Source organism: Kitasatospora sp. MBT63, from assembly GCF_000710465.2.
Taxonomy (GTDB): Bacteria; Actinomycetota; Actinomycetes; order Streptomycetales; family Streptomycetaceae; genus Kitasatospora.
The window spans coordinates 21,545-31,805 of the sequence record NZ_JAIZ01000823.1 but is presented as its reverse complement, the minus strand read 5'-3'; the positions used below and the strand labels follow the sequence as shown (position 1 = coordinate 31,805).

Below are 10,261 nucleotides of genomic sequence, written 5' to 3'. Positions count from 1 at the left end.
CCCGAGGCGCCCGCCACCCCGGAGCGCCCCGCCACCCCGGAGGCCCCCGAGGCCCCGGACGCCCCCGAAGCACCCCCGACCGAGACGCCGGAGAAGGACGGAGACAGCGCGTGAACTGGATCGACACGCTGCTGCGCTGCCTCGGCACCCTGGTGGCCTTCCTGACCCTCCCGCTGGTGATCGGCCAGAGCGAGCACAAGGTGATGGCCCACATGCAGGGCCGGCTCGGCCCGATGTACGCCGGCGGTTTCCACGGCTGGGCGCAGCTGGTCGCCGACGGTGTGAAGTTCGCGCAGAAGGAGGACATCGTCCCGGCCGGCGCCGACCGCAAGGTCTTCCAGCTGGCCCCGGCGGTCGCCCTGCTGCCGTACCTGGTGGTGCTGCTGGTGATCCCGATCGGCCCGAACGGGCTGGTCGGCCAGGCTGTGGACGCCGGGCTGTTCTTCGTGCTGGCCGTGATGGGCATCGGGGTGCTCGGCTCGCTGATGGCCGGCTGGGCCTCGGCGAACAAGTTCTCGCTGCTCGGCGGTCTGCGCACGGCCGCCCAGCTGATGTCGTACGAGCTGCCGATGCTGCTGGCCGCCGCCTCGGTGGCGATGGCGGCGGGCACCGTCTCGCTGACCGGCATCGTCGAGGAGTTCCACTGGTGGTGGCTGCCGTGGCAGGCGATCGGCGCGTTCGTGTTCTTCACGGCGGGCCTGGCCGAGCTGCAGCGTCCGCCGTTCGACATGCCGGTGGCCGACTCCGAGATCATCTTCGGCGCGTACACCGAGTACACCGGCCTGCGCTTCGCGCTGTTCCTGCTCTCCGAGTACGCGGGCATCCTGGTGGTCTCCGCGCTCACCGCGGTGCTCTTCCTCGGGGGCTGGCACGGCCCGGGCCCGGACTCGCTGGGCTGGCTGTGGACCCTGCTCAAGACCTTCGCGCTGGCCTTCGTGGTGATCTGGCTCCGGGTCACCTACCCCCGGCTGCGCGAGGACCAGCTGATGAAGTTCGCGTGGACCGGGCTGATCCCGCTAGCGCTGCTCCAGCTGGCCCTCACCGGCATCATCAAGGTGGCGATCTCCTGATGCGGATTCCAGGTAGCGGTCTGGCCAAGGGCCTGGCCGTGACGCTGCGGACGATGACGAAGAAGACCGTCACCGCGCAGTACCCCGACGTGCAGCCCGAACTGCCGCCGCGCACCCGCGGCGTGATCGCGCTGCTGGAGGAGAACTGCACGGTCTGCATGCTCTGCGCCCGGGAGTGCCCCGACTGGTGCATCTACATCGACTCCCACAAGGAGACGCTGCCGGCCGCCGACCCGAACGCCCGGGCCCGCACCCGCAACGTGCTGGACCGGTTCGCGATCGACTTCTCGCTCTGCATGTACTGCGGGATCTGCATCGAGGTCTGCCCCTTCGACGCGCTGTTCTGGTCGCCGGAGTTCGAGTACGCGGAGACCGACATCCTGGAACTCACCCACGAGCGCGACCGGCTGCGCGAGTGGATGTGGACCGTCCCGGCGCCGCCCGCGCTCGACCCGGCGGCCGAGGAACCCAAGGAGATCGGCATGGCCCGCAAGGCCGCCGACAAGCTGGCCGCCGCGCAGGAGGCCGCCGCGGCCGCCGCCGAGGCCGAGAAGGGTGATCAGCAGTGACGGGCCGTCTGCTCGCCGCGGCCGGGTCGCTGGAGCCGGCCGCCCGCTCCTTCCTGTCGCCCACCGGCGCGGAGATCGTCTTCGTCCTGGTCGGCCTCGCCGTCCTGGGCTCCGCAGTGGTCTCGGTGACCACCCGGCAGCTGGTGCACGCCGCGCTGTGGCTGGTGGTCGCGCTCGGCGGGCTGGCGATCGAGTTCCTGCTGCTGACGGCGGAGTTCATCGCCTGGGTGCAGGTGCTGATCTACCTCGGCTCGGTCGTGGTGCTGGTGCTGTTCGGCCTGATGCTGACCAAGGCACCGATCGGGCGCTCGCCCGACGCAGACTCGGGCAACCGCTGGGTCGCGCTCGGCGTCGCGCTGGCCGCCGCCGCCACCCTGGTGACCCTGGTCACCGACGCCTTCCGGTCCACCTGGGTCGACCTCGGCGCGGGCGGCGGCTCCACCCGGGTCACCGGCGAGAGCCTGTTCCGGTACTGGGTGCTGCCGTTCGAGGCGCTGTCGGTGCTGCTGCTGGCCGCGCTGGTCGGCGCCATCGTGCTGTCGCGCACCGGCAACGGCCGGGTGCCCCGACCCCGGGCCGGGAAGCTGCGGGCCGGCAAGGCCGTGGGCCGCCCCGCCACCACCGCCGCCACCCGGGAGCGCTGACCACCGATGCATCTCGCCTACCCCGTCGTCCTCGCCGCGCTGCTGTTCAGCGTCGGCGTCTACGGCGTGCTCGCCCGGCGCAACGTCGTCCTGGTGCTGATGTCGGTCGAGCTGATGCTCAACGCCGTCAACCTCGACCTGGTCGCCTTCGACGTCTGGCTGCGCGACACCCTGCACGCCGGCCAGGCGCTCACCCTGTTCACCATCACCATCGCCGCCGCCGAGATCGGCCTGGGCCTGGCGATCGTGCTGCTGGTCTTCCGCACCCGGCGGACCGCCGACGTCGACCGGATCACCGCCCTCGGCGACCCGGCCGAGGCCGAGCCGGAGCCCGCCGAAGCCGAGCTGAAGGGCCAGGCCGCATGAACCTCGCGCTGCCCGTCCTCGTCCCCGTGCTGCCCGCCCTCGGCGCGGCCGCCATCCTGGCCACCGGCCGCCGCGCCCCCGGCTTCGCCCGGCCGCTGGCGATCCTGCCGGTCGCCGTCTCCGCGGTGCTCGCCCTGGTGGTCGCCGTCCAGCTCGGCACCGACGGGACGCTCGACGCCTCGACCCGGCTCGCCCCGACCGGCGGCCCCGGCATCTTCCTCTCCGTCCACCTGGACGGCTACAGCTCGCTGATCTCGGTGCTGGTCGGCCTGGTCGCCACCTGCGTCCAGGTCTACTCGACCGCGTACCTCAAGGAAGATCCGCGCTACCCCTCGTACGCGGCGCTGGTCTCGCTGTTCACCGCGGCGATGTTCCTGGTCGTCTACTCCGGTGACCTGATCATCCTGCTGGTCGGCTGGGAGGTGATGGGCATCTGCTCGTACTTCCTGATCGGCCACCACTGGGAGAGCGCCGACGCCCGCTCGGCCTCGCTGAAGGCCTTCCTGGTCACCAAGCTCGGCGACGTGCCGTTCCTGTTCGGCATCTTCCTGCTCGGCGCCGACGCCGGGACCTTCCGGATCGACGGCGTGCTCGCCGCCGCCGGCGAGGGCCGGCTCGGCCACCCCACCCTGACCGCGCTGCTGCTGCTGGCCGGCGTGGCCGGCAAGAGCGCCCAGTTCCCGCTGCACACCTGGCTCCCCGACGCGATGGCCGGCCCGACCCCGGTCTCCGCGCTGATCCACGCCGCCACCATGGTCGCCGCCGGCATCTACCTGGTCGCCCGGCTGCTGCCGGTCTTCCTGCTCTCCGGCGCCGCCCTGATGGTGCTGGCCGTGATGGCCGCCGTCACCATGGTCGGCTCGGCGCTGTGCGCGCTCGCCCAGGACGACCTCAAACGGGTGCTCGCCTACTCCACCGTCGGCCAGCTCGGCTACATGGCCGGCGCGCTGGCCTGCGGCGACCGCGAGGCGGCCGTGTTCCACCTGGTCAGCCACGGCGCGTTCAAGGCACTGCTGTTCCTGGCCGCCGGCGTGGTGATCCACGCCGCGCACACCAACTCGGTCACCGCGATGTCCCGGATCCCGGGCCTGCGCCACCGCGTCCCCGACGCCTACTGGACGATGGGCATCGCCCTGGTCGCCCTGGTCGGCCTGCCGCCGTTCTCCGGCTTCTTCAGCAAGGAGGCGGTCTTCACCGCCGCCGAGCACGCCGCCGACGGCGACGCCCTCACCAACGGCCTCGGCCCGGCCTCCGCGGTGCCCGCGGCGGCCGGCTGGACCGTCCTGGTCTGCGCCGCCCTCACCGCACTGCTCACCGCCGCCTACGCCACCCGGATGTGGCTGGTCGCCTTCCACGGCCGCGCCGCCGAGGGCCCTGCGCCCGTCACCCCCGAACCGGGCGCGCCGTACTCGCCCGAACCGGACGAGGCCGACCCTACCCGGGACGAGCCGCCCGCGATGCGCTGGCCGCTGTGGGTGCTGGCGGTGCCCACCATGGGCTTCGGCCTGGCCGGCCTGCGCGGCGACTGGCTGCCCGCCCTGCTGGACGGCGGCTCGCTGCGGCCCTCCACCACCACCGCCGTGATCGCCACCGGGCTGGCGCTGGCCGGCATCCTGATCGCGTACGCCGCCTGGCGCACCGCCGCCGCCCGCCGCCCCGCCCCGGCCGCCGCCGACCGGGTGCCCGAGCAGGCCGGCCCGCCCGCGATCGAGCAGCTGCCCGCCGACCCCGGCCGCCTCCTGCTCGGCCCGCTGTACGGGCCCGCGCAGCAGGGCTTCGGCGTCGACCGGCTGTACAGCGCGGTGTTCGTCCGCCCGACCGCGGCCGCCGCCCGGCTGGTCCGCTTCCTGGACCGCGAGGTCATCGAGACCTACGTCCGGGGCGCGGGCACCGGCGCCAACCTGCTCGGGTGGCTGGTCCGGCGGACCCAGACCGGCAACGCCCAGACCTACCTCAGCGCCCTGCTGGCGGGCGCCGTGCTGCTCGCCGTCCTGGTGGCGGTCGGCTCATGACCTCCCGCCCGATCCCCCGTCAGTCCGCGGCACGAAACCGGAGCACCCGATGAACGCGGTCCTCATCGCCCTCCTGCTGCTGCCGCTGCTCGGCGCCGCCGCCACCCTGGTCCCGTTCGGCCCCGACCCGGCGGCCGACGGCCGGCGCGCGCTGCGGTTCGGCGTCGGCGTCACCGGAGCGGTGCTGGCGCTCACCGTCGCACTGGCGGCCGGCTTCGACCACGACCGCCCGGCCCGGATGCAGGCCGTCACCGACACCGACTGGATCCCCGCCATCGGCGTGCGGTTCCACCTCGGCGTCGACGGCATCTCGCTGCCGCTGATCGTGCTGACCGCGCTGCTCACCCTGCTCTGCGCGGTCTACTCCACCAAGCGCCTGCCCAGCGGCGACGGCATCCCCGGCGCCCGCGCCTTCACCGGCCTGCTGCTCCTGCTGGAGACCGGCATGCTGGCCACCTTCGCCGTGCTCGACCTGGTGCTGTTCTTCCTGGCCTTCGAGATCGTGCTGATCCCGATGTACTTCCTGATCGCCCGCTGGGGCAGCGGCCGCAAGGTGCCCTCGGCCAACCGCTTCATCCTGTACACCCTGCTCGGCTCGGCCGTGATGCTGCTCGGCTTCCTGCTGATCGGCGTCAACGCCGGCACCTTCGACATGACCCGGCTCGCCGACGCCCACGGCAGCGGCCTCACCCACACCACCCAGGTGATCGCCGCCCTCGCCATCCTGCTCGGCCTCGCCGTCAAGGCGCCCGCCTGGCCGCTGCACAGCTGGCTCCCGGACGCGCACACCGCCGCCCCCACCGTCGGCTCGGTGCTGCTGGCCGGCGTGCTGCTGAAGATGGGCACCTACGGCCTGGTCCGGATCCTGCTGCCGATCGTGCCGCAGGGCACCGCCACCTTCGCCCCGTACCTGGGCGCGTTCGCCGCCGTCGGCATCGTCTACGGTTCGCTGGCCTGCCTGGCGCTGGCCCGCCCCGGCGCCAAGGGCGACCTCAAGCGCCTGATCGCCTACTCCTCGGTCGGCCACATGGGCTTCGTGCTGCTGGGCATCGCCTCGCTCACCCAGTCCGGCGTCAACGGCGCGCTGTTCGCCAACATCGGCCACGGCCTGATCACCGGCCTGCTGTTCTTCCTGGTCGGCGCCGTCAAGGACCGCTACGGCACCGCCGACCTGGACACCCTCTCCGGCGCCACCGGCGCCGCCCTGTACGGACGGGCGCCCAGGATCGGCGCCCTGCTCGCCTTCGCCGCCGTCGCCAGCCTCGGCCTGCCCGGCCTGGCCGGCTTCTGGGGCGAGCTGCTCGCCATGTACGGCGCCTTCGACCCGGCCGCCGGACTGTCCCGGCCCGCCTTCCTCACCTACATGGTGCTGGCCGGCCTCGGCACCCTGCTGACCGCCGGCTACCTGCTGGTCGTGGTCAAGCGGGTCTGCATGGGCGACCCGAAGCAGCCCGCGCCCGTCACCGAGCTGCCCGACCTCAAGTCCTACGAGGCCGTCAGCTGGACGCCGCTGGCCGCGCTCACCCTGGTCGCGGGCCTGTGGCCGGCGCTGCTGCTGAGCCTGTCCGACCCGGCCGTCAAGCACCTGCTCGGGGGTGGCTGACCCGTGCTCAGCCACCCGACCGGCACTCACCTCCTGGGGCAGACCGCCATGAGCACACTCGCCGTCACCGACCCGGGCAGCCTGATCCAGTCCGTCGACTGGGTGGCCATCGCGCCGCCGCTGGTCGCCGCGCTGGGCGGCCTGGCCGTGCTGCTGGCCGACCTGCTGCTGCCCGCCCGCAGCCGCAAGGCACTCGGCCGGATCGCCGTCGGCGCCCTGGTGCTGGCCCTGGCCGCGCTGCTCCCGCTCACCCGGGGCGCCGCCCGGACCACCTTCTGCCTGCCCGGCGGGGGCGGCTGCTCGTACGTGGCCGACCACTTCGCGCTCGCCTTCCAGCTGCTCGCGCTCGGCGGCGCGCTGCTCGCCGCGCTGCTGTCGCTGCACACCGTGGACGAGGAGAAGCTGCCCGGCGGCGAGTACTGGTTCCTGCTGCTGTCCAGCGCGAGCGGCGCCGCCCTGCTGCCCGCCGCCCGCGACCTCGCGACCCTGGTCATCGCGCTGGAGGTGGCCTCGCTGCCCGCCTTCGCGCTGGTGGGCCTGCGCCGGGACGGGCGCGGCGCGGAGAGCGCGCTGAAGTTCTTCCTCTCCTCGGTCACCGCCACCGCCGTGATGCTGCTCGGCATCGGCTTCGTCTACGCCGCCACCGGTTCGGTCCACCTCACCGCCGTCGCCGACGGCCTGGCCCACGCCCCCGGACAGCTCAGGCCGCTGGCCGAGGCCGGCGCCGTGCTCACCCTGGTCGGCTTCGCCTTCAAGGTCGCCGCCGTCCCGTTCCACTTCTGGGTGCCCGACACCTACACCGGCGCCCCGCTTCCGGTGGCCGGCTACCTCTCGGTGGTCGGCAAGGCCTCCGGCCTGTCCGGCCTCGCCCTGGTCGCCACCCTGGGCTTCCGCCCGTACGGCCACACCTGGGGCCTGGCACTCGCGGTGCTGGCCGCGCTCACCATGACGGTCGGCAACGTCGGGGCGCTGCGCCAGCGCTTCGACACCGGGCACAGCGCGGTCCGGCTGCTCGCCTGGTCCTCGGTCGGCCAGGCCGGCTACCTGCTGGTCCCGGTGGCCGCCGCCGGGTACGCCGGGACCGGTGACCCGCTCGGCGCCACCGTGGCGTACGCGCTGATCTACGGCCTGGTCAACCTCGGTGCCTTCGGTGTGGTCGCGGTGGTCCAGCGCTCCGGCGGCACCCGGGTGGACGACCACCGCGGGCTGTTCGCCCGGCACCGCTGGAGCGCGCTGGCGCTGGCCTTCTTCCTGCTCTGCCTGGCCGGCCTGCCGCCCGGCGTGATCGGCCTGTTCGGCAAGGTGGTGGTCTTCCGGGCCGCCGTCGACGCCGGGCTCGGCTGGCTCGCCGTGGTGATGGCCGCCAACGTGGCGGTCGCGCTGTACTACTACCTGCTGTGGACGGCCCGGCTGTTCGCGCCCGCGGAGGGCGCCGCCGAGGCCCGCCGGGTGCCGGCCCCGCTGGCCGCCACCCTGGGGCTGACGGCGGCCGGCGCGGCCGTGCTGTCCGTCGCCCCGCAGCTGGTGCTCCAGGTGGTCTCCGGCAGCCTGTTCTGACCTGCCCGCCCGGCCCGCGGCCGGTAGCGTCCGACCCACGGGGAACGAACCCGGCCCGCCCTGCCGTTGAGCTGGGCAGAGGGCTGGGACGGACGGCTTCCCACGCGCACCACATGGAGGGTCTGCCGTGCACCGCGGGCACAACGGGTTGAGGACTGCCGTACTGCTGGGCGGCCTGTCCGCGCTGATCCTGGTGATCGGCAGCTTCTTCGGACGCACCGGCCTCCTGGTGGCCCTGGTGGTCGCGATCGGCACCAACGCGTACGCCTACTGGAACAGCGACAAGCTGGCGCTGCGGGCCATGCGGGCCCGGCCGGTCAGCGAGATCGAGGCGCCGCAGCTGTACCGGATCGTCCGCGAGCTCTCCACGGCCGCCCGCCAGCCGATGCCGCGGCTCTACATCTCGCCGACCCCGGCGCCGAACGCCTTCGCCACCGGCCGCAACCCGCGCAACGCCGCGGTCTGCTGCACCGACGGCATCCTGCAGCTGCTGGACGAGCGGGAGCTGCGCGGTGTGCTCGGGCACGAGCTGAGCCACGTCTACAACCGGGACATCCTGATCTCCTCGGTGGCCGGCGCGCTGGCCTCGGTGATCATGTTCCTGGTGAACTTCGCCTGGCTGATCCCGGTCGGCCGCAGCGAGGACGACGACGGGCCCGGACTGATCGGGATGCTGCTGATCGCGATCCTCGGGCCGCTGGCCGCGGGGCTGATCCAGATGGCCGTCAGCCGCTCACGGGAGTACCAGGCCGACGCCGACGGCGCCCGGATCACCGGTGACCCGCTGGCCCTGGCGAGCGCCCTGCGCAAGCTCGACGCCGGCACCCAGCGGCTGCCGCTGCCGCCCGAGCCGCAGCTGCAGACGGCCAGTCACATGATGATCGCCAACCCGTTCCGCCCCGGCGAGTTCGGGGCCCGGCTGTTCTCCACCCACCCGCCGATGCGCGAGCGGATCGCCCGGCTGGAGCAGCTGGCCGGGCGGTAGTCCGCCGGCCCCGGGCCCGGGGCCTGTCCGGGGGACGCCCCCGGCGTGGCTCGGTCCCGGCCGGGGCGGGGCTGGTAGTGCTAGGTGCCCCCGCCCTCGGAAGGTGCCCCGCCGTGACGATGCTGCCCCAGGACGACCTGTCGGCCCCGCCCCGCCCACCCCGGCGGCCCGGGCTCACGGCGCGCCGCAGGCGGCGGGGCCGGGCCCTGGTGGGATGGCTGACCACCACCGATCACAAGCAGATCGGCACCCTGTACATGGCCACCTCGTTCGGCTTCTTCCTGGTCGGCGGGGTGCTGGCGCTGGTGATGCGGGCCGAGCTGGCCCGCCCGGGGACGCAGATCCTGTCGAACGAGCAGTTCAACCAGGCGTTCACCATGCACGGCACGATCATGCTGCTGATGTTCGCCACCCCGCTGTTCGCCGGCTTCGCCAACTGGTTCATGCCGCTGCAGATCGGCGCGCCGGACGTGGCCTTCCCCCGGCTGAACGCGCTGGCGTACTGGTTCTACCTGTTCGGCTCGCTGATCGCGGTGGGCGGCTTCCTCACCCCGGACGGCGCCGCGGACTTCGGCTGGTTCGCCTACGTGCCGCTGTCCGGGGTCCAGCACAGCCCGGGTGTCGGCGGCGACATGTGGATCATGGGGCTGGCGTTCTCCGGCTTCGGCACCATCCTCGGCTCGGTCAACTTCATCACCACCATCGTCTGCCTGCGCGCCCCCGGCATGACGATGTTCCGGATGTCGATCTTCGTCTGGAACATCCTCTTCACCAGCATCCTGGTGCTGTTCGCCTTCCCGGTGCTGGCCGCCGCCCTGCTGGTGCTGGAGGCCGACCGCAAGTTCGGCGCCCTCGTCTTCGACCCGGCCAACGGCGGGGCGATGCTCTGGCAGCACCTGTTCTGGTTCTTCGGCCACCCCGAGGTGTACATCATCGCGCTGCCGTTCTTCGGCATCGTCACCGAGATCATCCCGGTCTTCAGCCGCAAACCGACCTTCGGCTACACCGGCCTGATCGCCGCCACCATCGCGATCACCGGCCTGTCGGTCACCGTCTGGGCGCACCACATGTTCGTCACCGGCCAGGTCCTGCTGCCGTTCTTCTCCTTCATGACCCTGCTGATCGCGGTCCCGACCGGGGTGAAGTTCTTCAACTGGATCGGCACCATGTGGCGCGGCTCGCTCAGCTTCGAGACCCCGATGCTCTGGACCATCGGCTTCCTGGTCACCTTCCTGTTCGGCGGCCTCACCGGGGTGCTGCTGGCGTCCCCGCCGATCGACTTCCACGTCTCGGACAGCTACTTCGTGGTCGCCCACTTCCACTACGTGGTCTTCGGCACCGTGGTCTTCGCGATGTTCGCCGGCTTCTACTTCTGGTGGCCGAAGATGACCGGGAAGATGCTGAACGAACGCCTCGGGATCATCCACTTCTGGACGCTCTTCGTCGGCTTCCACA

At 72.8% G+C, this 10,261-nt stretch carries 9 protein-coding genes; all 9 read left to right on the top strand.

The features are described from left to right. The first annotated feature begins 110 nt into the window (after positions 1-110). The gene (nuoH, locus tag AA75_RS43490; RefSeq protein WP_033826083.1) at positions 111-1,070 is read left to right on the top strand and encodes an NADH-quinone oxidoreductase subunit NuoH; all 960 of its coding nucleotides are present in this window, start codon (positions 111-113) and stop codon (positions 1,068-1,070) included. Further along, positions 1,067-1,639 (top strand): NADH-quinone oxidoreductase subunit I, encoded by a 573-nt coding sequence (locus tag AA75_RS43485; protein WP_149038709.1) that lies wholly within the window; start codon positions 1,067-1,069, stop codon positions 1,637-1,639. Before nuoH ends, AA75_RS43485 begins: the two co-directional genes overlap by 4 nt. Beyond that, positions 1,636-2,283: an NADH-quinone oxidoreductase subunit J gene (locus AA75_RS43480; RefSeq protein WP_199520566.1), complete on the top strand. Its 648-nt coding sequence runs from the start codon at positions 1,636-1,638 to the stop codon at positions 2,281-2,283. Before AA75_RS43485 ends, AA75_RS43480 begins: the two co-directional genes overlap by 4 nt. Positions 2,284-2,289: 6 nt before the next feature. Then, the gene (nuoK, locus tag AA75_RS43475) at positions 2,290-2,649 is read left to right on the top strand and encodes an NADH-quinone oxidoreductase subunit NuoK (RefSeq protein ID WP_033826081.1); all 360 of its coding nucleotides are present in this window, start codon (positions 2,290-2,292) and stop codon (positions 2,647-2,649) included. Continuing rightward, entirely contained in the window at positions 2,646-4,661 is a 2,016-nt protein-coding gene (locus AA75_RS43470; protein WP_033826080.1) for an NADH-quinone oxidoreductase subunit L, read from the top strand. Before nuoK ends, AA75_RS43470 begins: the two co-directional genes overlap by 4 nt. A 49-nt stretch (positions 4,662-4,710) precedes the next feature. Next, entirely contained in the window at positions 4,711-6,264 is a 1,554-nt protein-coding gene (locus tag AA75_RS43465; protein ID WP_033826079.1) for a NuoM family protein, read from the top strand. Positions 6,265-6,312: 48 nt separating this feature from the next. Further along, positions 6,313-7,821, top strand: a complete 1,509-nt coding sequence (locus AA75_RS43460) for an NADH-quinone oxidoreductase subunit N (RefSeq protein WP_033826090.1) — start codon at positions 6,313-6,315, stop codon at positions 7,819-7,821. Positions 7,822-7,948: 127 nt separating this feature from the next. Beyond that, positions 7,949-8,806: a zinc metalloprotease HtpX gene (gene htpX / locus AA75_RS43455; protein ID WP_033826078.1), complete on the top strand. Its 858-nt coding sequence runs from the start codon at positions 7,949-7,951 to the stop codon at positions 8,804-8,806. Between the two features lie 122 nt (positions 8,807-8,928). Beyond that, positions 8,929-10,261: cbb3-type cytochrome c oxidase subunit I (locus tag AA75_RS43450; protein ID WP_063794562.1), on the top strand; the 1,333-nt coding region annotated here is incomplete at its 3' end.

Coding starts and splice junctions, on each gene's coding strand:
- AA75_RS43460 (WP_033826090.1), top strand. CDS start 6,313: ATGAGCACACTCGCCGTCACCGACCCGGGCAGCCTGATCCAGTCCGTC.
- AA75_RS43465 (WP_033826079.1), top strand. CDS start 4,711: ATGAACGCGGTCCTCATCGCCCTCCTGCTGCTGCCGCTGCTCGGCGCC.
- nuoK (WP_033826081.1), top strand. CDS start 2,290: ATGCATCTCGCCTACCCCGTCGTCCTCGCCGCGCTGCTGTTCAGCGTC.
- AA75_RS43470 (WP_033826080.1), top strand. CDS start 2,646: ATGAACCTCGCGCTGCCCGTCCTCGTCCCCGTGCTGCCCGCCCTCGGC.